This window comes from Marinobacter adhaerens HP15, from assembly GCF_000166295.1.
Taxonomy (GTDB): Bacteria; Pseudomonadota; Gammaproteobacteria; order Pseudomonadales; family Oleiphilaceae; genus Marinobacter; species Marinobacter adhaerens.
Map to the genome: position 1 here is coordinate 2,509,948 of NC_017506.1, position 21,061 is coordinate 2,531,008.

A 21,061-nucleotide genomic window follows, 5' to 3' on the forward strand; every position below is an offset into this window, starting at 1 on the left:
ATTTACCAGGTACCTCTGGTATCCACAATTATGCCCTGTTGCGGCCTCACCCGTTTGAACTCCGCGTGATCAACCAAAAGGACGTGTATATCCGCCTCTTTCAGGGCGTGATCGACGGTGACCAGCTTTTCCCTGGCCAGCCAATCAGGAAGCCTCCGTATATTTGGCTCCACCAATTGAACAGGGCCTCCATGCTCAGCGAGCAAAGCCCGGGCAATGTTCAAGGCCGGGCTTTCACGCAGATCATCAATATCGGCTTTAAAAGCCAGGCCGTAACAAGCCACGGTTACATCACGGATGCTCTTGTCCGGATTGTCACGCAGATAATCAGCAACCGAAGCTTTGACCTGGTCAATCACCCATCGCGGCTTGTCGTCATTAACATGACGGGCTGTCGTAATCAGGCGGCTCTCTTCAGGCGCGCTACTGACAATAAACCAGGGATCCACTGCGATGCAGTGCCCGCCAACACCCGGACCGGGCTGAAGAATGTTGACCCGGGGATGGCGATTGGCCAGCCGAATCAGCTCCCACACGTTGATGTCCAACGCACCACAAATAACAGATAGCTCATTTGCGAAAGCAATATTGACGTCGCGGAAGCTGTTTTCAGTGAGCTTACACAACTCAGCGGTGCGCGCAGTGGTGAGCACGCACTCGCCTTTAAGAAACACTTTATAAAGATCGGCAGCTGCTGCGGCACACCGGGTTGTCATGCCACCAATCACCCGGTCATTCTGCACCAGCTCACGCAAAATCTGCCCAGGCAAGACACGCTCAGGGCAATGGGCCACGCGAATGTCGGAACTCTCACCGACTTGCTGGGGGAACGTAAGGTCCGGCCTTTCCTCTGCAAGCCAGGCGGCAACCTGTTCAGTGGTTCCAACAGGAGACGTCGATTCCAGAATTACCAAGTCCCCTTTCTTGAGAGCTGGCGCAATCTTTCTGCTTGCGGCTTCGACGTAGGTGAGATCCGGGTCGTGACGATCGCCCTTGAAGGGCGTTGGCACAGCAATCAAAAACGCATCCGCCGGCTCCGCCTCAGAAGTGGCGCGCAGGTATCCCTGCATTACTGCCGCATTGACGACCATGTCGAGGTCGGGCTCAACAATGTGAACCTCGCCCCGATTAATTGAGTCCACTACCTCCTTGTTCACATCCAGACCAAAAACCTTGAACTTTCGGGACGCAAACACGGCCGCCGTAGGCAGGCCTATATACCCAAGCCCTACGACGCAAATCGTACCAACAGCCATATCCTTAACCTCTCTACCATTCCCTGTGTGACAGGACTTCAACAATGCGTTCACAGGCCTTGCCATCCCCGTATGGGTTATGTGCAAAAGCCATTTCCTTGTACGCCGCCTCGTCGGTTAGCAGGCGCTCAACCTCACTTACGATCAAGTCGACATCAGTACCCACCAGGCGAACCGTGCCGGCATCCACCGCTTCAGGGCGCTCTGTGGTTTCGCGCATCACCAGAACCGGCTTGCCAAGAGAGGGTGCCTCTTCCTGTATACCGCCTGAATCGGTCAGAATTATGTGAGACCTATTCATTAAATAAACAAACGGTAAATAGTCCAGAGGCTCTATCAGCCGAATGTTATCAACGCCCCCAAGCAACCGCCGCACAGGCTCCTGAACATTGGGATTCAAATGAACCGGATACAGGATCTGGCAGTCCGGGTACCGTTTCGCCACTTTCGCAAGTGCCTGGCAAATTCGCTCGAACCCTCCGCCGAAGCTTTCTCGTCGATGGCCAGTAACCAGAATCAGCTTCTTATTGCTGTCCAGAAAATCGAAGCGCTCTTCAAACCCCGAACGCAACTGGTGATCAGCATCCACGCGCGCAACCACTGTCAGGAGCGCATCGATGACCGTGTTTCCGGTAACCTCTATATGGGATGGTGGAACACCTTCCCGTACGAGGTTTTCAGCCGATTTAGGCGTGGGCGCGAAATGGAGGCGTGTGAGAACGCCTGTCAGCTTACGGTTCGCCTCCTCCGGCCATGGCGAATAGAGGTTGCCCGTGCGCAATCCCGCCTCCACATGTGCTACCGGAATCTGTTGATAATAGGCAGCAAGGGAAGCCGCGAAAGTAGTGGCTGTGTCACCGTGAACCAGCACAATGTCCGGACGCGCTCTGGAAAGAACGTCTCGCATACCTACCAGAATACCCGTCAGCACATCGGTAAGGTCCTGCCCGGGCTTCATGATATTCAAATCAAAATCCGGACGAATGCCAAAGAGGTCCAGCACCTGGTCCAGCATCTCCCGGTGTTGGCCAGTTACACAAACGCCCGCATCAAAGCGGGCGTCAGAAGCTAATCTAAGTACAAGTGGAGCCATTTTGATGGCTTCAGGGCGGGTGCCAAAAACACAAAGCGTTTTGATCTTGTCCATAATCAAGAAATACGTTCCAAAAGCAAACATCTGCCAGCGACGACTGCCAGTCCCTGTTCAATTACCTAACGAATTCACTGATGAAGCTGTCTCACCTTTTCTACTTGAAAGGGTATGACATCTTTGGCGCCATTGCACCACACAAGATCCGCAACGCTTCCATTTGGCGAAAAACCAGTCGGCGCATTTTTCAGGATGTCGACAATGCCTTGGCAATCGAACTCATGACTGGCTCGAATCAATCCGTTGAGCGTCTGTTCCACTTCTTCCCACGGCATAGAAGCTTCTCGGGCCATCATGATGCGGGGATGGGCAGTGCCTTGAGGATTATCGCCAATCAACAACTCCTCATACAACTTCTCTCCAGGCCGCAGTCCGGAGAACACAATCTCAATATCTCCATCCGGTCGGTCATCCGTCTTTTCCAGGAGCCCCATAAGATGAATCATTTTGCGAGCCAGATCCGCAATCTTCACGGGCTCGCCCATATCGAGTACAAACACCTCTCCACCCTGGCCCATACTGCCAGCCTGCAAAACCAACTGGCTCGCCTCAGGGATGGTCATGAAATAACGAATGATGTCCGGATGGGTTACTGTTACCGGTCCGCCGTCACGAATCTGGTCTCGAAATAACGGAACCACAGAACCGGATGAGCCGAGGACATTCCCAAAACGAACCATAGAGAAAATGGTCCCGGACTGCCTTTGAGCCAACCCCTGAAGCACCAGCTCAGCCATCCGCTTGCTGGCGCCCATAACGTTGGTTGGGCGTACTGCTTTGTCCGTAGAGATCAGAACGAATCGCTGCACTCCAGCCGCGATTGCTGCCTCCGCCACGTGGAAAGTACCGAAAACATTATTCTGAACACCTTCGATCACATTATGCTCAACCAGTGGCACATGCTTGTAGGCAGCGGCGTGGTAAACCGTTTCAATGCCAAAGCTCCGCATGACCGTTTCACAACGCCTGCGATGGGTAACACTTCCAAGCAAGGGGTTTATCTCCACCCCTAACCCCTCAATGGAGTTCAGTGCCTGCAGCTCACGCTCGATGGCATAAAGTGAGAACTCCGATTGTTCAAAAAGTACTAAACGAGCCGGCCGGTGGCGAATAATCTGCCGACACAGTTCGGAACCGATGGAACCACCTGCACCCGTAACCAGTACAGACCGGTTATACAGGCTTGCAGCCACCTGAGCGTTGTCTGGCTGAACGGGATCCCTGCCCAGTAGGTCTTCAATCTCCAGATCCCGGATATCGTTGATTCGTGCCTGCCCTGCCACCAACTCTGACATGGTGGGAACGGTCTGTACCGGAATGGCCAGAGGCTCAAGCCTCTTGAGTAACCGCTTACGATCAATGCCTGAATCAGCATCCAGGGCCAACAGTAACCTTTTAATCCGGTGATCTTTTACAACGCGCTCAATATGGCTGATATCGTAAACCGGGATACCATTCACAAGTGCTCTGTGATTCGCCTTCAAAAGAGAGATAAACGCGCACGGATGGTACTCCGTGCCCTGGTCAAGCGCGTTTGCGAGCTGGAGCCCGGTTTCTCCGGCACCCACAATGCCTACATACTGCTTATTATTGTGCTTCGGTCGGTTCACCAACATGCGCACTGTCATGCGAGTACCGCTCACGAAGATAAAGGCCAGTGCACCGTAAATTATGGGAACGGAGCGGGGCACCAGCACCTCAAGCCAGTACCCAAGCAAAATCAGGGTAATCGCAGATACAAAGACACCAGTGATGACCGTGATAAAAGCCCGGTCGCTCAGATAACGGATCACCGCCCGATAAAGACCCAGCTTAACGAATACCGCAATGGTAATAGCGACGGTGAGACCCGAGACGATAAGCTGGCCCCGGTCGGGCACCCAGAACTGCTGGTCCAGACGAAGCGAAAACGCTGCCCAAAGAGCAAAAACAGCACGGCGACATCTGCGAAGACCGATATCAGTCTCTTGTGAACCCGGGAAAGATTCAGAAATCTCTGGAACATGGTTTTCCTTTACCAGCTAAAAAATACAAGGCACTCGATATTATAAGACACAAGGAGCGCAAACGATGCTTTGAACCAGCCAATCAGTGTTTTCCGGGCACCCTGTCTCCGGCACCCTTCCCTGAAACAGTCATCAAAATATATTTGAAGTAGGCCGACAAAGTCAGATTCTGAAGCATTTTCTGATCCGTCTCTGCCAGGAGTGTTGGCGTAGACATATCAATGTCGTTCACCTGGGCAAGTCCAGTAATACCCGGCCTGGCAGCCAAAACACCGCGTTTTTCACGTTCCATTATGAGCTCTTCCTGATTGAAGAGACACGGCCTCGGGCCCACAAGGCTCATTTCGCCTTTCAGCACATTCCATAGTTGCGGCAGTTCATCCAACTTGGTTCGTCTCAGAAAGCGACCGAATGGTGTAATCGCAGCAGGGCTAGCAAGGTGACTGGCGACAGACAGTGTTTCTTTACTCATCGTGCGAAATTTAACCAGGGTAAACGGCTTTTTGTGTCGGCCCACCCGCTCCTGCATGAAAACAGGTGAGCCCGTGTCAAAGAGCCCGACAACAACTAGTAGTAGCAGCAAAGGAAGGCCAAAAACCAACCCTAGTAGCGCAAAAAAAACATCGAAAGCACGAATCACATAAACTCCTTGGTGACGGAAGGGACAAGCTCCAATCGGTTCTGTTCCCGATTAATCACTGCCGAACAAATCGCGAGTGTAAACTCTATCTTGAATATCTGATAATTCCGGCACCATGCGATTGGAAATGACTACATCACATCTTTGCTTGAATTGATCCAAATCGTTTACGATTTCCGACCCATAAAACTGATCCTCTTCAATTACCGGCTCATAAACGACTACCTCAATCCCTTTGGCCTTGATTCTCTTCATAACACCCTGGATCGCTGAAGCTCGGTAATTGTCTGAACCTGACTTCATAATCAAACGATAGATACCAACACAGTTCGGCCGTTTCTTTATTACAGCCTCCGCAATAAAGTCTTTTCTTGTAGTGTTGGCATCCACTATCGCTTTGATCAAATTCTGTGGCACATCCGAATAGTTAGCCAGCAACTGCTTTGTGTCTTTTGGCAGACAGTAGCCTCCATACCCAAATGACGGATTGTTATAAAAGTCGCCAATTCGTGGGTCGAGGCATGCGCCATTGATAATCTGCCGACTATCCAACCCATGCGTCTCCGCATAGGTATCAAGCTCATTAAAAAAAGCGACCCGCATAGCGAGGTAGGTGTTGGCAAAGAGCTTGATGGCTTCAGCTTCTGTCGATTCTGTAAATAGTGTTGGAATGTCTTCCTTAAGCGCACCATCGCAAAGCAACTTGGCAAAGGTTTCAGCCCTCGCAGAGCGCTCGCCAACAACGATCCTTGAGGGGTATAAATTATCGTAGAGTGCCCTACCTTCACGCAGAAATTCGGGAGAAAAAACGATATTCTCCGTACCGTACTTGGCTCTAGCCATCGCGGTAAAACCTACCGGAATGGTGGACTTTATAACCATCAGCGCCCCCGGATTTATTTCGAGGACATCTGAAATCACCGACTCCACGGTTTTCGTGTTGAAATAATTTGTTTCAGGGTCATAATCTGTCGGCGTCGCAATTATCACAAAGTCGGCATCTTCATAAGCGATGGTCTTATCGGTGGTGGCCTTGAGGCTGAGTTTTTTGCTTACCAAAAAAGACTCAATTTCTGGATCCTCTATCGGCGACAGCCTCTCATTCACCATGCCAACGCGCCTGTCATCTATATCCAGAGCAATGACATCGTTATGCTGAGACAGCAAGACAGCATTTGATAAACCAACGTACCCGGTACCAACCACTGCAATTTTCATTTTCATTTGGGTCCTAATTCAAAATTCGTTTCGATCACTGAGACTCATAAAAAAGTTTTCCGACTGTCTCCAGTTCTGACCTGGTATTATCGCAAGGCGCCCATCCATCAAGCCTTCTCGCCTTCTCATTGTCGATCTCCAAATCGCAGAAAAGCTGTGTGTACATTTCTCGCTTCCCTATTAACCTCAAAGCAGCAGCCACAAGAGCCGACGGAACGGGAATGAGCCTTTCAGATCTATTCATTCCACGCCTTAGCGACGACACGATATCTGCGGTTGAGACGGCTGAGGAATCCGCTACAACAAAGGCCTGGTTTCCAGCTTCGGTGCTCTGAATGCACGCAATAAGGAAATCTGCCAAAGTTCCCACAGATATCAGACTGCGACGGTTTGAACACATACCAAAAGGGAGCGGAGCAGGAGAATTCGCGAGCCGAAGAAGACTTCCAAAATTCCCCGGCGCTTTAGCGCCATAAACAAGCGGAGGGCGAACAATGGCAAGTTCAGAAGAACCAACCCCTTCGAAAAGGCGGGTTAGCTCCACCTCTGCCTCCATCTTTGATTGCGTATAAGGAGAGCCGGGGCTGAATGGCGTGTTCTCAGATATTGACCTCCCCTTGGTCGCCGTCCCGTGCACGCCAATCGAACTAACAAACACGAACCGCCGAACACCGGCTTGAATCGCCGCCTCAGCAAGCCTGAGCGTCACATTCACATTCGCCCGCCTGAAGCCATCCAGTTCCTGGCGTTCGCTACCGCCCTTCCCATGTGCCTGGCCCGCCAAATGAACAACCGCGTCGATACCGCCTGAAAACAGCTGTTGCAGATCGTCCGTTTCCAAATCCAGCTGTCGATATGTCAGACCTGAAGGCCCTGTTAAATTGCCGCCACGGCCAACCGCTACGACGTCCTTTCCAGCAGACACAAGCCGGGCGCATAGCTCCCGCCCGACGAATCCCGTGGCACCGGTAACGAGAACCCTATTTTCCATGGAACAACTCAATCCAGATCTTTAATAGACAGCAAATCATCGAAATAGGTGATTGTTTTTCTCAGGCCGTCATCAAGCTTAATCGTGGGTTCCCAACCCAATTCAGCACGCGCAAGCTCAATGTTCGGCTGACGCTGCTTTGGGTCGTCCTGTGGGAGGGGCTTGAAAATCAATTCGGAAGACGAACCAGTCAATTCAATCACGCGCTCCGCGAGCTCTCTGATGGTAAATTCACCTGGGTTACCCAAGTTAACCGGGCCGGTGAAGTCTTCCCGTGAATTCATCAAACGGACGAAACCATCGACCAGATCATCCACATAGCAGAAGCTCCGGGTTTGCTGCCCTTCACCATAGATCGTGATGTCTTCTCCTTTCAACGCCTGAACAACGAAGTTACTGACGACACGTCCATCGTTGGGATGCATCCGAGGACCATAGGTGTTGAAAATTCGGGCCACCTTAATTGGGAGGTTATGCTGCCTGTAGTAATCAAAGAACAGCGTTTCCGCGCATCGCTTCCCTTCGTCGTAACAGGACCGTATTCCGATTGGGTTAACTTTACCCCAATAACTTTCGGGCTGGGGGTGTACCTCCGGGTCGCCGTACACTTCACTGGTGGACGCTTGGAAAATTCTCGCTCCCAATCGTTTTGCAAGACCCAGCATGTTGATCGCGCCGTGAACACTCGTCTTGGTAGTCTGTACCGGGTCGTGCTGATAGTGTACGGGAGAGGCGGGGCACGCAAGGTTATAGATTTGGTCGACTTCCACGTAAAGGGGGAATGTGACGTCGTGCCTCATTACCTCGAAGTAAGGGTTATTCATAAGGTGGGCAATATTCCGCTTTCGCCCCGTAAAGAAGTTGTCCACACAAAGGACGTCATGGCCTTCATTCAAGAGGCGTTCACACAGATGAGACCCTAGAAAACCAGCCCCACCAGTTACAAGTACTCTCATATCACATTCCTTTCTTTATAAATCTGAAATACAAACCACCCAATACATGGGTCAGGGTTAAAAACACCGCCTGAGAAAGACTCCTTCCAGGGTAGTCCCAATGCACCATGAAAACTTTTTTCATCATAGCCATCTTGGAGCCGGATATTTGACCCTCGATCTTTCGATAGAAAAGCAGCGGAGCGCGAACCTTTATACATTTCGGGGTTCTTTCAAGAATTCTCAGCCAGCAGTGATAGTCTTCGACAGCCTTATAGTTAATGCCTTCTACGAATGGAGCTGCCTTTAAAAGATCTCTTTCAGCAATCACGCTGGAAGTAGGGATCCGCGCGCGCAAGCTTTGTTGCTTAAACGAAACTTCTTCAAGGTCATATCGCTCGATACTATCAAACGATATTTCCTGCTCACTCGTGAAATCCTTCATCTGCGAGCAAACGAAACTCGCATTAGACTTGGATAGCACCTGCAATTGGATTTCCAGCTTCCTTGGATGCCAAATGTCGTCAGAATCCAAAAAGGCAACATATTTCCCAGACGCTTCTCTCACGCCAATATTCCGTGGGCCTGCTGGCCCCCCAAAATTAGCGCTGAGTGCAATCAATTTAATTCTCGGGTCCTCTTCCGCCCACTTTTGAACGATTTCTCGTGTTCCATCAGTCGAGCAGTCATCAACAACAAGCATCTCCCAATCGTCAAAGGTTTGGTTGAGGACCGATTGAATTGTAGAGTCGATTAATCTTTCAGCATTGTAGGCGGGCGTAACTATCGTTACTGATTGCTCTGAAGTCTTACTCACCCCCGATCCCCTCTAGAAAACATAGATCTAAAACCGTCGACCCATCTAAAGGCAAAACGACGATTAACTTGATAAGGCTGGCCAACAGTTTTTGGGACTTCGTAATCGGCCAACTCTCCCCAGGCATTCTGCCGAAGCAGCGAAAGCACCTCGTTTTCTGAACTCTCGAATTCTGAAAAGACCGGATCGTCTGCCTCTATGTTGCCAGTCTCAAATTGCCTGATGATGCGATCAGGGTCTGCACCTTCAAGATATTGATACTTGGTGGTTTCCAGCGCCTTAACATAATCCACGAACTGGGGATAACGATGAGACCGAACGTATAAAAACCTAAGGGTTTTACGCCGCACCAGGTCCTCATCCAAATCAAGTAGATCACTCTCTTCCATATCCTGGCGTGACAGGAAAATCTGAGCGAACCCCGCCCTCTCGTAAGGAGCTGGCCCGAGACACACAACCTGCTTACCACACGCCCCGGCCTCTACAGCTGAACTTCCCCCATTCAAAACAACAATATCTGACTGTTGTATGAGGTCGTATGTGCTTGCCTTCTCTTCACTACTGATGAAATGGATTCCTCGATCTTCCGCCCATTGCCGGTAAAGCCTGAGCGAACGCTCTCCCGTTACCCGCCCAATGTTTTCAGACCAATTAGGGTGGCACCGTAAAACTACTTGCTCTGGGTGGATGTCGTAGACCTCGAAAAAGTCGTCAAGGGCCTGGGTGTTATCCTGCCACCCAGTTTCCCAGTCTTCATGACCGGCGAACTCGTTCTTGCTACTCGGTACAATTAGAACCCTCTTTCCGGATGTCCTGGTTGGCCAAGGAGCAGGCTCGGGATTTTGGTTATATAGGCGCCACTCCAATGAGTTTCGCTGCAGGAACCTATCTCCTACTAGTTTTCCTGCATATTTGGCTTGGGATACTGTCAATGGTTTTTCGCTGTACTCTGAAACAAGCTCACCCAACGCTTTCAGACCGAGACAGTTGCCATTCGGCACCAGCTGGATACCGTCCCCAAACCATGTCCGTTCATGGCTTATAAAGGGAATACCCACTGATTCACAGGCGTAGGTGACACCACGAGTCAAATCCATGCGCCCATTGAAACAGATGACACCTTCTAGGCTATTGTCTGCTATCCATTGTTTGGTGCTTTCGTACACGGAACCTATAGGTGAATATAGAGACCGTCGGATTTCGACTACTTCCCTATCATTCCATTCAACATCGGACTCAGTCCGTGACAAAGTACAGGAGCTTGACAAAGCCATTCGATCCAACTGACGCTCGGTTAGATCAGTCTTTTGATCAACCACGGAGGTAATGTTTTCGTTAGTGTATGAGCGGACGCCTCCTAGTATACATTTACTGCACTCGCTTATTCGCCCAGAGCCCTTGATTTCACGGGCGTAGCAGTTGGATACAGAAGAATCACACGTAAGAAAGTAAACATTATGCCCCTTCGCTTTTAATAATTCTGAAAGATATATCAAATGCTCAACGTGAGGCCGAAAAGCAAAAAACATTAACAAAACCAATATTCAAGAAAAATCTCCGAAATTAGAATTTAAGTGAACGTGCTATAAATTTACTCGCGCTTGAAATAACCGCAACAAGGAAAAAAGAAAACATCACAAATGGAAAACTCATAAAATCAATAGCAAGAAGCAAAGGCGAAATAATAAGAATAGAATACATCATTAGATAAAAGCTCATAGCAACGATGCTAGAAGGAAAGGCTATATAAAAATAGCGCGCTGCGGCACTCAAGAATCCTACAAAAATTGAAACAACAAAAAAACCAAAAAGACCGAACTGATAAAACAATGCAGCGGGCAATGACGGAAACCTACCAGACAAAAACCACGAACTATCCGGCCGGGCAACAATTCCTAGCTTGCTTAAGATGTTCAAAGGGTGTAGAAAAACAATCACCTTGTCCCCAGGCCCATTCTCGATAATCCCGGCTGCGGTTGCCAAACTATGTGTGATATAACTAAGCGCGAGCACCAATAGATTAATAATATCAAACAATACTCCATTACCACCTACCTCAGAAAACCATGGGGCTAACCTTAGACCGAGGTAAGGAAGAAAGTGTTTTACATAGGCGGAAACGTCGATCCCTGTCGCTTCGGCTCGTTCAGAAAAGACATACAAAACATAGAAAAAAGAAAATAAAACCAAAACAAATACAGATGAGCGCAGCCCTTTACTTGGGAAAAGTGACCGATATGACCACCCAGATACTGCAGTTATCGCACCCGCAACGAAGACTGTGACCAATAGAACATTTGAACGCCCACCAGCCAGAACGGAGTTAGCCATAAGTAAAATAAAAACTAGAAAAATTCCTTTATATAGGAATGACCTTTTTAAACTTTCGCCAAACGCAACAAGAAGCACGGCAGCCACGTAATAGCCACTACTTAAAAGGTACCCCAGCATACTGAAGACCGAAGAAATACCACCCTCTCTTTCAATACCCTCTTTTCTCCAAGCTTCTCTGGCTACTGCCACACCTTGACTGTAATCTATGCCCTGAATTGCGATTTTGTCATAAATTATACAGAGAGTGCCAACGCTCGAAAATATTAACGACAACTGGATCGCTTTGTGTAAACTCTTCGGTGTCCGCGTTCCGCACATTGGCGCTCGATAATGGATACCTGCCAACCAACTCCAACTAAAACCAAATAAAACTAAGACTAAAAATGTGAGTTGAAGTAAAAAAGCTTCGCCTACAGATGTATAAAGCGAACTAACGGGTAGAAAGGCAAAAGCGACCCAGTAAAAAACCCAAACCCAGATAAAATGCTTAATCATTTAGCATCCCGAAGCTGTATATATTTAGTCTCCTACCAAAATCTGAAACACTATGGATTATCATAAAGAAGCTTATTTCAAACTAAAGTCATCGAGATCCGACGATATTAGCTGGGACACCAGCACAAACGGTATTTTCTGGAATATCTTTTAATACAACGGAGTTCGCGCCAACAACCGATCCCCGGCCAATGTTGACCCCTGGGCATATGACTACATTCACCCCCAACCAGCAGTCGTCGCCGATACTAATTGGCCTATCGAGTGAAGAAAGGTCTCCCCGCTCCTCAACGATTAATCGCTCCTGCTCCCGGATGGTTTTCTCCGGATATACTCTAAAGGGATGAGTTCCTGATGAAATGAAAACGTTTGGCGCAATGATGCACCCGCTCCCAATGCTTACCGATCCGTTAATGGTTGCTCTTCGCTGCACCGTGGTCCCGGCGCCAATTGTTATTTTTTTCGAAGACTCTATCTCAACATCGTGAGAAAGCCAGACATCATTTGATAAAAATAGTTCTCCGTACGCTGACAATCGTATATTGACTCGTGCGCCTATCTTCGCTCCCCTATTAAGGGTTATTTGTTCAGAACGCCCATCTATAACCGTTGTGGGGTGAATTCGCACCCCTCTGGCAATGAAACGGAGAAAATTCCACCACCGCCACAGAAACGTTCTTCTTAAATGGGAAGCTCTAAACAACGTCATCTCCTAAATTTCAGAGAAAAGATCAATACAAGAAGGTAATTTACAGCTGTCAAAGTTAGGGCGAGATGGGCAAGCTCAGTGATGCCTAGCTTATCTACGGACTGAAAGTAGCCGAGCAGCGAAAATAAGATGAAAACAAACGCCCCGGAAAAGCAATTTACCGCAAGTAGTAAACGCTCTTTTCCGGAAACAAGTAGATGACTAGACCAGAAATCAGATATTCGAATCGAAGCAACAGCCAGGAAAATTGGAAGTATTTCGAGGGAACGTTGATAGTCCTCAAACCAATTAACAATTATCTCTTCCAAAAGGAAGTAACTCGGCAACACGCCGATACCACCCAAAATCAAGAAGACTAAGCTCGCTTTCCAAGCGAGTGAAAAACTGGCCCTTCCCCCCCCTATCGCGAAACGTTTTGCCAATGCGGGATAAAGGGATGAATTGGTAATCGTTTGAATTGATTGCGCCGCTGTAAGTAATATCCAGGCAAATCCATACCACGCGAACTGAACAGGCGGAAGAACGGTAACTGCTACCCATCGGTCTGCGTTTGCCAAACTGAACCCTACCAACATCACAAGCATTAGCGACAGCGGTTCAGACCACCGAATTACGGCTAGTCTGCGAATTGCCAAAAGAAATAAGGCACGGAGCCCAGTGCTGTGGCGAGTAGAGCTTTTGACCAGTATAAGCGAAGCCAATAGGATGGAAATGATGGCTTCGGTTAGAAGTGTCTCTTCGGGCGAGCGCACGTACCACGCGACCATGCCGGCCGCTGTGATTATTGAAATCGCCCGCCCCATATTCTGCCAACTAAACCTTAACGCCTGCCCTCTACTCCTGCTCTCCACCGTTGAGAGCACGAAAATCTGCTGAGAAAAACCATGGACGACGCTTATTGCAAAGGTCCCCGGGCTCAAGCCGGCGATAGACAAATCTGCCACCCCGATCAAACAACCTACCAAGGCCAGAAGAAGTGCAACCAGAATGGACTGAAATAAAAGGATTTGGCTTGCCAATTCTTTTCGAGCGACGAAGCCCATCGGCATACTGCGCTGTAATTTTGGCTGTAGCCCCAAACAGCCAAGGACACAGAAGCTGCTCGAAACCAACAATCCAGCTATGTACGTGCCAAAATCAGGGGCGTCAAAAAGCCGAGCCATAAGCAAGGGGCGCAGCATCATTAGCGCCATGGCTCCGCCCAATATCGGAACGTACCAAACTTCTCTTTTCCACCTCTGATTGATACGTAACCAAGATGCCGAGTTTAATCGGTTGTTCACGCTAGCCTTTGAAGCAATTCTTGGCTTCTTTGATCATGCATTGCGTTGTAATCGAAAAGCGCAAATTGGAGTTGAAGCAAAAGGCGAGGCTTTCTCACTGGCGTCTGCCCCTTGTGAATACACCAAGTATCTTCTGCAAATCCATCGCCTGCGCGACCGTCAATTTCTTTTACTTGAGACGGACTGTAGTTCTCAGCAATCTCTTGATCGGTGTAGCGGCGGATGTTCCACCGATCAAAGAAACCGTTTATGGGCGGTTTCCCTTGAGAGCCCGCAACAACGACGTGGGCTCCATCCCCTTTCTCAACATCTGTGAGATAGAAAAAGAATTTGAAGAATTTGAAGTCGTCTACATCCCTATGGAATTTGTGCGCATGCCGGTGACGATCCTCTTCAGTCGCTTCCACCGGAAACGTCCACCACAAGTTGGCACCAACGAAGGTCGGAGGTGAATTCAAAAAACGACGGGCTATCTCCTTGAGAGTGGGATCTTGAGCCAGACGGGCAATTTCAGGATTTTCCGAAAGCGTATTAAAATACTGAGCAACAAGTATTTTTTTATTAAGCATTTCCTCCGCACGCTCTCTATGTTCTATCTTAAAACCATATGCAGGTGCCCTATCAGCGAAACATAACGCTTCTTCTGCGTATGAGCGGATAGACTGCACTACTTCATCCGGCAGCCTGAAACCAAATGCAACTCCATCCTTTCGAAGCGCTGACACCACTGAATCGATATCAACATCAGGAAAGCATGTCTCTTTGCCTTCTAGCTCAAGAGAATCGCGATGGGAACGTCCTTTAATTTTGAGAACTGCTGCACGCAGAAAGGGTATGGATAACCTCAAAGTGGAAAAACGCGCAAAGCCCCTCATTAAGGTATAGCCTGGTTTACTGGACAAACTCTCGAAAACGCGTTTTAACCGCCCTACTGCAGCAGCATTCAAATCAAAACCTCCTCTGAAAGATTATTGGTCATGCTCAAGCCAGCAAGTCCCAAGTAACAGCCGTACCCTTTTTAACATCGCTTTTAAGCCTTCGATCCAAAAGCTCATCGTAATATTTTGGGGGCAATCCATATCCCGGCCTAACACTACGAATTGAGCTGGAAGCGATCCGATCCCCACATTTCAAGTCTTCAACGAAATAGAGTGACCTTCGAAATTGTGCATTACCTACCTCGCTGGACTTTTGACCATAATCAACTTTGCCAAGCGATTTCCAAGCCGTTTTTGCGCCGGAACAAAGCTCTGCCAGATCTTTCGGCTCAAGAGAAAAGCTATCATCTGGCCCACCACCACGACGGTCTAGCGTGAAATGCTTTTCTATCAGAGAGGCCCCTAAAACTACGCTGGCAATTGCAGTTGTATTGTCCAAGGTATGATCAGACAGGCCGGTAACTAAGCCAAACCTTTCAACCATGTCTGTAATCGTGCGAAGGTTGTAATCCTCGGCTGGTGCCGGATAGCCGCTTACGCAATGCAGAATTGCTAGTTCCTTACAACCTCCCTCATGGGCAGCATTGATGGCTTCTTCAATCTCTTCGGCATTGGCCATACCCGTAGAGATAATCATAGGCTTCCCAGTGGCAGCCACATAACGGATAAGTGGGAGATCAATCGCTTCAAAAGACGCAATTTTGTATGCTGGCGCGTTTAGATCCTCAAGAAGGTCCACTGCAGTTCGGTCAAAGGGCGAACTAAATATCGGAATTCCAACATTCCGTGCGTGATCAAAAAGTGGCTTATGCCACTCCCACGGCATATGCGCTTCCTCATAAAGCTCATAGAGCGTTCTTCCGTCCCAAAGCCCCCCTTTGATCTTGAACTCGTCCGACTGGCAATCCAGCGTTATAGTATCAGGTCGGTATGTCTGTAACTTAACAGCGTCGGCACCTGCTTTGACGGCCTCGCTAATAATCCTCATCGCAGTCTCAAGATTACCGTTATGGTTAGCTGAAAGCTCTGCAATAATGTAGGGAGACTGGTTGCGAGAGATCTCTCTTCCGGCTATTACTATTTTCGGTTCAGTCATTATTCGATTCCTGATCTTTTGTTTTCCACTCTTGTTTTAGCAGACCAAAGCAAAAAACGTCGTGGAACTCGTGGCCATCAAAATGCTGATCTCGGAGGCGCCCTTCTTCGGAGAACCCTAGCGCCCTATGGAACGATATAGAGCGCTCATTAAAGCCGAGAGCCTGGCCGCAAAGCTTGTGAAGGCCAAGCTCTAGAAACACATACGTTAAAGCCTGGTTACCCAAAGACCTCCCTGTACCTTTCGGCGCGTCAGGCGCCAGGTAGAACCCCCAGTCTGCAACCTCCGGGCATCGCGTGCGCGTAATATTCACAAAACCTCTGGCCAGCCCGTGGTTTTCATAAATCATAGGATCTACCGCAGGATCATGCTTGATGCCGGAAAACCATTTTCTATGCTCTTCTATCCCGATTTCGTGAGTGGTGTACATGTAGCGACGTACCTCAGGGTGATTACGCCAACTCAACACCTGCTCAAGGTCGGTTTCCGTCATAGGCCGGAGATTGTGCGCTTTCACGATGCATTCCTGCTAACGGTCAGAATCGATTCAAGAACCCTGGAGGTACCTTTCCCATCAGTTATCGCAGCTGCGGCACGGCTCATGCGTTGAAGACAATCAAACCGACCAATTTCGGCCATGACTGAAGGCAAATAGGCCTGAACTGTATCGGGATCAGTGATCGTTGAAGTAGCTCCGGCGGCCTCCAAGGCTCTCGCTCCAGACACTTGATTATCCGCCAGAATCACCAACACTGCAGGGAGGCCCAAACAGCAACGCTCCCAGGAGGTGCCGCCCGCAGCTCCAATAGAGAGATCCGCCAGGCACATCCGCTCGGCCATGTCGGGCACATTCACATTCACCGTTGCCTTGAAAGGCAACCGGTTAGCCTGCTGCTGAACTTCGTCCAGATGAGGCGCAGAGCCTCCCATAACGATATCTAGTTGAGTGTCGCGAGGCAGCTCCGATTCCACCAATGAGTCTAAAACCTGGCCCGTCACATTGGTTCGATCCACACCACCCAGGGAGATCAGAACTCGCTTCAGCTCCGGCTGCTCACGCCGCTTTAGGCTGAATTCGCGACGTAGTGCGAACTCCGGCCGCAGCAGCGAGAAGTCGGGGCCTATCAATCGCAAGCAATCCTTCGGCACAAGCCAATCATAATCTGAGGCAACCCGCCCCAGATTCTGATCCAACAACAGGGCACATTCGTGCTGCCTGTTAGCCAGGTCATCAATAACCATAATTTGATCTACCACCATTGCAACCTGCTGTTCCCAGCGGGCATCAAGGGCGTAGTGATCCACCACCAACCAGTCTGCATCTATTAGCGCCAGAGCTTCACGTGTCTCTTTTGCATCTTGTTGCCAAGGCACACCCAACCAATCGCCATAAGAATCGTTTAAATAGGCTGATGAGTTGAATTCCATAGTTTCAGGAGCCGGCAGAATGAACAGCTGGTATCCTTTACCTGCGATTAAATCAGTCAGGTGCCCTTGATGTTTACGACAGATAAACACGCATTGGTGACCCTGACAGGTCAGTTCATCAGCTAGCGTGAGACAACGAATAACGTGGCCCGTTCCTATATGCTCCGAAGCATCAACGCGAAACGCTACCAGCACGTCCATCCCCCATCAACAACCAGGTTGGAGCCGTTCACAAAGGTGGACGCATCCGAAATCAGGAACGACAGCGGCCCCTGAATTTCCTCTGTCTGGCCAATTCGTCCCAAAGGTACTTTGCCAGCCAAAGTCTTTACGAAATCCGGATTGGTCGCCTGCACAGCAGTTGAAGGGAATGGCCCGGGGGAGACCGCATTGACTCGTATTCCTTCTATGCCAAACTCACAGGCCGCATACCGAGTCCACTGGATGAGTGCGGCTTTTGCGGCACCATAAAACGGCGGATTGGCCGCGTTCTTGCCCGGGTATAATCTTTGATCAGGGCTCACCATTCCATACATCGAACCAATATTTACTACAGAAGCTCCGCCACCGCTCTTAACAGCCAATCGCAAATTAGGAAGTGCTTCGCGTAGCAACCTGTTCGCTGATACCAACGAGACTTCATAGCTATTGCGGTAATCATTATCCGTCGCAGTCTCTATTGAACCTGCCCCACCAGCATAAGCATTGTTCACCAAGCCGTGTAATGGCGTGTTACCAAATTGGGCAAACCAGTGACGTACAGCTTGTTCATCATTTACGTCGAAGACAGCAGGCTGGGCGGCTAGTTTTGCCTCGCACAACTCTTCCACAAACTGTTCGACACGAGGGCGATTTCTGCCGTTCACCAGTACTTTAGCCCCCAACTCCGCCAGACCAAAAACCATCGCCCTACCAAGATATCCAGTGGCCCCTGTTACTAGAACGCTTTTGCCGTAAAGTGAAAATCTTTGCTTTAGGTCAGGCATCGGGCTTCGTCCAGGTTGCGGGGTCAAGCGTTTCTCTCGGGACCTGAGGGCGATCTTCAACGATCTTCAGTAGCTGATCTCGTGACCACGGCTCGACGCTCATTACCTTGAGGTTGTAAAGGAGCTGTTCCTTAGTATCCAAGCCCAGCACAACGCCATCAATCCAGTCTTGAGAGAGCGCAAAGCGCAAACAGAGTTCAACCACATCACCTCCGCAGTTGTTATTTGCCTGTTCACGAAGCCATTCCAATACCTGGCCGGCATTGGGACATTTAGCTCTCTTCCAAAGGTTTAAATGATTGGTAGTCAACAACCCCTGCAGTAAAGCACTTCGGACGTGAATAGTGAGGCAACGATGCTTTCGCTCATCCAAAATTTTTTCAATGACCGAATCCCAGCGGTAATCAAGTATGTTGAAAGGTATCTGGAGGATCGAAACGGAATCAAAAGACAAAGCGGTCAATGCTTCCTTCGGGGACTGTACCGACACGCCGAGCTCACCAATAACGCCCTTTTTTTTGAGTTGGGCAAGTGCGTGCCAGACCCCCCCGTTCCAAGCAGTTAAGTGGTCCGCCCTGTGAAGCATTAAAGCGTTGAGCTTGGAGACACCGAGCAATCGACAGGATTGATATACACTTCGTTCTACAAAGGCTTCCACCACTTCGGGCTGTGCCTCAGGAGGGCAGTCATCTAAAGGTGACAGCTTTGTAATAACGGTTGTCCTGGAAGACCAGCCCTCAGCCAACGCTTTGCCCAGCACCTTTTCACTGTCGCCATAGGCTCTCGCGGTATCCAGGTGCTGAACACCATTTTTAATAGCGGTTCGTACCAGGTCGTTCACAAGTTTCTGTTGAGGGCGCCCAGCCCTGTTCGCAATACCGTAGTCCAATCCAAACTGAGCCGTTCCCAAAACCATTCTGTTTGCTGGAGCTGTAACTGCCACGTCTGTGCATTCAGCTTTCAATGCTTCCAGCAAAACTCCCATCGGCATATTTTCAGGTTTATCGGAGCCTTCAAACAACTTTGCAACGGTTAAGTAATCATCCAATGTATCTACGGTACAGCGATAGTGTTCCATACGCAGGGATTGGTAGTGTTCGAATCTGCTTCCGCCATATTTGCCTATTATCCAAGGGGTAACATGCTCGCGATCAAACGGCGATTCTGTTTCGTTCTGAGCTTCCCTGAGATGTCCGGCGCGCGTTATTTCAGCACTGACGCCGTAGGGCAGCCCCGATGAACCTCCAACGCAGCCAAGATATGCGACTTCTCTTTTTTCGAATTCCTTGAGCATTTCATCAATGAATGCCCCATCCGGAAAGACATTATCGCCGGTCAGCCGAACAACGGCATATTCGTCTGAGACCCCCTCAAGCGCATCCACGAAGCGCTTGAGGGTATCCTCCAACTCCCCTCTGAAAAAGCTGATGCGCCACTTGGCAAGGACTTCACATAACAGATCATCCGAAGGTTCCCGAGAGGTTACAACCGTAACTGGATGGCCGGTATTGCCAGCCCGACGGGCTGCAAGCACGACCAAGGGCACACCGCCCACTGGCAGTAAAACCTTGGCCGGCAGGCGAGACGAATTTGTCCTTGCCTGCAACAAGAGCCGAACCTTCATACCAGCGAAAACTCCAACGCGCTCGAAACCTGGTCCTGTTGCTCGTACGTCATCCCATGAAACATGGGCAGGCTGATTGCTTCGCGGTAATAAGCCATCGCCTCAGGAAAATCACTTGCATTGAAACCCATGGACTCATAATAGGGCTGCGTATGAACCGGGATATAATGCAAGTTCACTCCAATTCCTTGCTCCCGGAGGGATTCGAATACCTCCCGATGGGATTTATCAACTTCATTGAGACTCAAACGGATGACGTACAGGTGCAAACCTGAGTAGCTATCTGGGTGCTGCCATGGCGTAGTCACCGGCAACCTCGCCAAGATTTCATTATAACGACCGGCTAGCTCATGACGGCGAGCTACGAAAGCATCCAAGCGATTCATCTGGCTTACACCCAAAGCTGCCTGAAGCTCCGTCATTCGATAATTAAAACCCAGGTCGATTTGCTGGTAATACCATGGCCCGTCAGCTTCGCGAGTCATTAGGCGAGGATCCCGGGTAATTCCATGGCTACGCAGTAAATTCATACGGCTGGCCAGATTTTCATCATTGGTAAGGGCCATACCACCTTCCGCGGTAGTAATGATCTTTACTGGGTGAAAACTGAAAACCGTAATGTCGCTGTAGCGACTGTTGCCGATGAACTCCCCCCTATACTTTCCGCCAATGGCGTGTGAGGCATCCTCGATAACCCGAAACCCATATTTTTTGCTTAATCGGTGCACTTCTGCCATGTCACACGGCTGACCACAAAGGTGAACTGCAACCACAATTTTGGGCAGGCATGCGGACTTCTCCGCCTGCTCCAGCTTAGCAGCCAGTGCTTTCGGGCACATGTTGTATGTTTTGGGGTCAATATCAACAAAATCGACCTTAGCACCGCAGTAGAGTCCGCAGTTTGCCGAAGCTACAAACGTAATAGGCGACGTCCACAGCCAATCACCCGGCCCCAACCCCAGACTCATACAAGCAATGTGTAAGGCCGAGGTTGCACTGTTCACGGCCAACGCATGCTTGGCACCAACATGTTCAGCTACCTTTGATTCAAACTCCGGCACCTTGGGGCCTTGAGTCAGAAAGTCCGACTGGAGCACTTCAAGCACAGAGTCAATGTCGGCCTGAGAGATTTCTTGCTTGCCGTAGGGAATCATT

18 protein-coding genes and 1 pseudogene are annotated in these 21,061 nt (G+C 49.6%); all 19 read right to left on the reverse strand.

Annotated features, from left to right (window positions below; all coding sequences use genetic code 11):
* Positions 1-2: 2 nt before the first annotated feature.
* On the reverse strand, positions 3-1,256 hold the full coding sequence (gene wecC / locus HP15_RS11875) for a UDP-N-acetyl-D-mannosamine dehydrogenase (RefSeq protein WP_041645342.1): 1,254 nt from the start codon (positions 1,254-1,256) through the stop codon (positions 3-5).
* 13 nt (positions 1,257-1,269) lie between these two features.
* Entirely contained in the window at positions 1,270-2,403 is a 1,134-nt protein-coding gene (gene wecB, locus HP15_RS11880) for a non-hydrolyzing UDP-N-acetylglucosamine 2-epimerase (protein WP_014577685.1), read from the reverse strand.
* A 74-nt stretch (positions 2,404-2,477) separates the two neighbouring features.
* Positions 2,478-4,411 (reverse strand): annotated as a pseudogene (locus HP15_RS11885) (polysaccharide biosynthesis protein).
* Between the two features lie 83 nt (positions 4,412-4,494).
* Positions 4,495-5,052, reverse strand: coding sequence for a sugar transferase (locus HP15_RS11890; protein WP_014577687.1), 558 nt, complete (start codon positions 5,050-5,052; stop codon positions 4,495-4,497).
* Between the two features lie 51 nt (positions 5,053-5,103).
* A complete protein-coding gene (locus HP15_RS11895) occupies positions 5,104-6,270 on the reverse strand; it encodes a nucleotide sugar dehydrogenase (protein ID WP_041646280.1) in 1,167 nt (388 codons plus the stop codon).
* 34 nt (positions 6,271-6,304) lie between these two features.
* Complete coding sequence (locus HP15_RS11900; protein WP_014577689.1) at positions 6,305-7,261, reverse strand: NAD-dependent epimerase/dehydratase family protein; 957 nt, start codon at positions 7,259-7,261, stop codon at positions 6,305-6,307.
* Between the two features lie 8 nt (positions 7,262-7,269).
* Positions 7,270-8,217 carry a UDP-glucuronic acid decarboxylase family protein gene (locus HP15_RS11905; protein WP_014577690.1) on the reverse strand — a complete coding sequence of 316 codons (948 nt, stop codon included), beginning with the start codon at positions 8,215-8,217 and terminating at the stop codon, positions 7,270-7,272.
* 1 nt (position 8,218) lies between these two features.
* Positions 8,219-9,013, reverse strand: coding sequence for a glycosyltransferase family 2 protein (locus HP15_RS11910; RefSeq protein ID WP_041645344.1), 795 nt, complete (start codon positions 9,011-9,013; stop codon positions 8,219-8,221).
* On the reverse strand, positions 9,010-10,104 hold the full coding sequence (locus HP15_RS11915) for a capsule biosynthesis protein (protein ID WP_227499625.1): 1,095 nt from the start codon (positions 10,102-10,104) through the stop codon (positions 9,010-9,012). The genes HP15_RS11910 and HP15_RS11915 overlap by 4 nt, the downstream gene beginning before the upstream one ends.
* Positions 10,105-10,576: 472 nt before the next feature.
* Positions 10,577-11,842 (reverse strand): oligosaccharide repeat unit polymerase, encoded by a 1,266-nt coding sequence (locus tag HP15_RS11920; RefSeq protein ID WP_014577693.1) that lies wholly within the window; start codon positions 11,840-11,842, stop codon positions 10,577-10,579.
* Positions 11,843-11,930: 88 nt separating this feature from the next.
* The gene (locus HP15_RS23065; RefSeq protein WP_081449837.1) at positions 11,931-12,551 is read right to left on the reverse strand and encodes a DapH/DapD/GlmU-related protein; all 621 of its coding nucleotides are present in this window, start codon (positions 12,549-12,551) and stop codon (positions 11,931-11,933) included.
* Complete coding sequence (locus tag HP15_RS11925) at positions 12,548-13,735, reverse strand: lipopolysaccharide biosynthesis protein (RefSeq protein ID WP_169702158.1); 1,188 nt, start codon at positions 13,733-13,735, stop codon at positions 12,548-12,550. Before HP15_RS11925 ends, HP15_RS23065 begins: the two co-directional genes overlap by 4 nt.
* Positions 13,736-13,830: 95 nt before the next feature.
* A complete protein-coding gene (locus HP15_RS11930) occupies positions 13,831-14,781 on the reverse strand; it encodes a phytanoyl-CoA dioxygenase family protein (protein ID WP_014577695.1) in 951 nt (316 codons plus the stop codon).
* 34 nt (positions 14,782-14,815) lie between these two features.
* The gene (gene pseI / locus HP15_RS11935; protein ID WP_014577696.1) at positions 14,816-15,868 is read right to left on the reverse strand and encodes a pseudaminic acid synthase; all 1,053 of its coding nucleotides are present in this window, start codon (positions 15,866-15,868) and stop codon (positions 14,816-14,818) included.
* Positions 15,861-16,385 (reverse strand): UDP-4-amino-4,6-dideoxy-N-acetyl-beta-L-altrosamine N-acetyltransferase, encoded by a 525-nt coding sequence (gene pseH, locus HP15_RS11940; protein WP_227499626.1) that lies wholly within the window; start codon positions 16,383-16,385, stop codon positions 15,861-15,863. Before pseH ends, pseI begins: the two co-directional genes overlap by 8 nt.
* Positions 16,382-17,497 carry a UDP-2,4-diacetamido-2,4,6-trideoxy-beta-L-altropyranose hydrolase gene (gene pseG / locus HP15_RS11945; RefSeq protein WP_041645347.1) on the reverse strand — a complete coding sequence of 372 codons (1,116 nt, stop codon included), beginning with the start codon at positions 17,495-17,497 and terminating at the stop codon, positions 16,382-16,384. Before pseG ends, pseH begins: the two co-directional genes overlap by 4 nt.
* On the reverse strand, positions 17,482-18,282 hold the full coding sequence (locus HP15_RS11950) for an SDR family NAD(P)-dependent oxidoreductase (protein ID WP_041645349.1): 801 nt from the start codon (positions 18,280-18,282) through the stop codon (positions 17,482-17,484). Before HP15_RS11950 ends, pseG begins: the two co-directional genes overlap by 16 nt.
* A complete protein-coding gene (locus tag HP15_RS11955; protein WP_014577700.1) occupies positions 18,275-19,906 on the reverse strand; it encodes an aldo/keto reductase in 1,632 nt (543 codons plus the stop codon). Before HP15_RS11955 ends, HP15_RS11950 begins: the two co-directional genes overlap by 8 nt.
* Positions 19,903-21,060 carry a UDP-4-amino-4,6-dideoxy-N-acetyl-beta-L-altrosamine transaminase gene (gene pseC, locus HP15_RS11960; protein WP_014577701.1) on the reverse strand — a complete coding sequence of 386 codons (1,158 nt, stop codon included), beginning with the start codon at positions 21,058-21,060 and terminating at the stop codon, positions 19,903-19,905. The genes HP15_RS11955 and pseC overlap by 4 nt, the downstream gene beginning before the upstream one ends.
* Position 21,061 lies beyond the last annotated feature (1 nt).

Coding starts and splice junctions, on each gene's coding strand:
- HP15_RS11925 (WP_169702158.1), bottom strand. CDS start 13,735: ATGATGCTGCGCCCCTTGCTTATGGCTCGGCTTTTTGACGCCCCTGAT.
- pseI (WP_014577696.1), bottom strand. CDS start 15,868: ATGACTGAACCGAAAATAGTAATAGCCGGAAGAGAGATCTCTCGCAAC.
- HP15_RS11920 (WP_014577693.1), bottom strand. CDS start 11,842: ATGATTAAGCATTTTATCTGGGTTTGGGTTTTTTACTGGGTCGCTTTT.
- HP15_RS11900 (WP_014577689.1), bottom strand. CDS start 7,261: ATGGAAAATAGGGTTCTCGTTACCGGTGCCACGGGATTCGTCGGGCGG.
- wecC (WP_041645342.1), bottom strand. CDS start 1,256: ATGGCTGTTGGTACGATTTGCGTCGTAGGGCTTGGGTATATAGGCCTG.
- pseC (WP_014577701.1), bottom strand. CDS start 21,060: ATGATTCCCTACGGCAAGCAAGAAATCTCTCAGGCCGACATTGACTCT.
- HP15_RS11895 (WP_041646280.1), bottom strand. CDS start 6,270: ATGAAAATTGCAGTGGTTGGTACCGGGTACGTTGGTTTATCAAATGCT.
- HP15_RS11955 (WP_014577700.1), bottom strand. CDS start 19,906: ATGAAGGTTCGGCTCTTGTTGCAGGCAAGGACAAATTCGTCTCGCCTG.
- HP15_RS11905 (WP_014577690.1), bottom strand. CDS start 8,217: ATGAGAGTACTTGTAACTGGTGGGGCTGGTTTTCTAGGGTCTCATCTG.
- HP15_RS23065 (WP_081449837.1), bottom strand. CDS start 12,551: ATGACGTTGTTTAGAGCTTCCCATTTAAGAAGAACGTTTCTGTGGCGG.
- pseG (WP_041645347.1), bottom strand. CDS start 17,497: ATGGACGTGCTGGTAGCGTTTCGCGTTGATGCTTCGGAGCATATAGGA.
- wecB (WP_014577685.1), bottom strand. CDS start 2,403: ATGGACAAGATCAAAACGCTTTGTGTTTTTGGCACCCGCCCTGAAGCC.
- HP15_RS11950 (WP_041645349.1), bottom strand. CDS start 18,282: ATGCCTGACCTAAAGCAAAGATTTTCACTTTACGGCAAAAGCGTTCTA.